1 protein-coding gene and 2 pseudogenes are annotated in these 1,120 nt (G+C 75.2%); 2 read left to right on the top strand and 1 reads right to left on the bottom strand.

All coding sequences use genetic code 11. The features are described from left to right. A pseudogene (locus tag ACFFNX_RS50760) lies at positions 1-378 on the top strand (tetratricopeptide repeat protein); the annotation flags it as partial. A gap of 24 nt (positions 379-402) precedes the next feature. Here ACFFNX_RS50760 and ACFFNX_RS50765 read toward each other — a convergent pair. Continuing rightward, on the bottom strand, positions 403-831 hold the full coding sequence (locus tag ACFFNX_RS50765; RefSeq protein WP_378213673.1) for a PPOX class F420-dependent oxidoreductase: 429 nt from the start codon (positions 829-831) through the stop codon (positions 403-405). A gap of 77 nt (positions 832-908) precedes the next feature. On the opposite strand from ACFFNX_RS50765, the pseudogene ACFFNX_RS50770 reads away from it, so the two are divergent. Beyond that, positions 909-1,120, top strand: a pseudogene (locus ACFFNX_RS50770) (alpha/beta family hydrolase); the annotation flags it as partial.

Genomic DNA, 1,120 nt, shown 5'->3' on the forward strand with positions numbered 1-1,120 from the left:
TGGCGCCGCGGGCTGGACGACCCGGCCCTGGGCGAGCACGTACGCGGCCGGCTGCGGCGCACGTTCGCCACCGACGGCGGCGAGCACCTGTGGTGGGAGGACGACATCGAGGCCGCGGCACGGGCCGGCGCGCTGCCGCTGCTGGCCGGCGAGGCGTTCGGCGCGCTCGACCACATGTACGCCATCGCCGCGATGCGTCACGCCGAGGGCCGCGAGGGGCTGTCCGCCGAGGCGTACGAGCTGCTCGGCCAGCTCCTCCGGGTGCCGGAGGAGTACGCCTGGGGCGAGGCGCTGAAGGAGAGCTTCGCCGAACGCCTGCGGCAGGTCATGGGCTCGGACGGGCCGGTACCACCGCCGAGGTGGCCGGGCGACGAGTGAGCCGGCGATGGTCGCGCGCGCCGGTCAGTCGGCGATGTCCCGCACCGCCACCACCTTCTCGATCCGCACGCGGACGAGGTGCTCGCCGGGCACGCCGTTGCGCGCGCCGTACTCCGCGGCGCGCTCGGCGCCCATGTAGCGGTCGCCGAGCCGGGTCGCCCACCCGCGTACCTCGTCCAGGTCCGCGGACAGCGTCGCCCGCCCCCACAGGGACACGAACGAGAACGGCGGCGTGTCGTCGTCCACGCACACGCAGACACGCGGGTCGCGGCGCAGCGCCCGGCCCTTGGTGCTCGACTCGTGCGTGGTGAAGACCAGGTCGTCCCCGTCGAGCAGGAACCAGATGGGCGTCACGTGGGGTGTTCCGTCGGCACGGGTCACCGCGGCCTTTCCGGTACGGGTGCCGCTCGAGACGAACTCCCGCCACTCGGCCGTGCTCATCGTCTCAGCCATGGTCAGATCATCACCCGTGCGCGGCCGGGCCACACCGGGGAGGGGTACCCGGACGCGGGTGGAGTACGGTGCGTGCCATGGCGGCGACGTGGGAGGTGGCGACGGCGGCGGGGCCGGCCGAGGTCACCCTGGACGAGGTGGCGGACCCGGCGTTCCTGCTGGTGCTGACCCACGGGTCGAACGGCGGGCTGGACGCGCCCGACCTGCGGGCGGTCCGCGCCGAGGCGCTGCGGCTGGGCGGTGCCGTGGCCGGGATCCTGCAGCCGTTCCGCGTGGCGGGACGGCGGGC

It is taken from the genome of Actinoallomurus acaciae (assembly GCF_042429965.1).
GTDB classification, from domain to species: Bacteria; Actinomycetota; Actinomycetes; order Streptosporangiales; family Streptosporangiaceae; genus Actinoallomurus; species Actinoallomurus acaciae.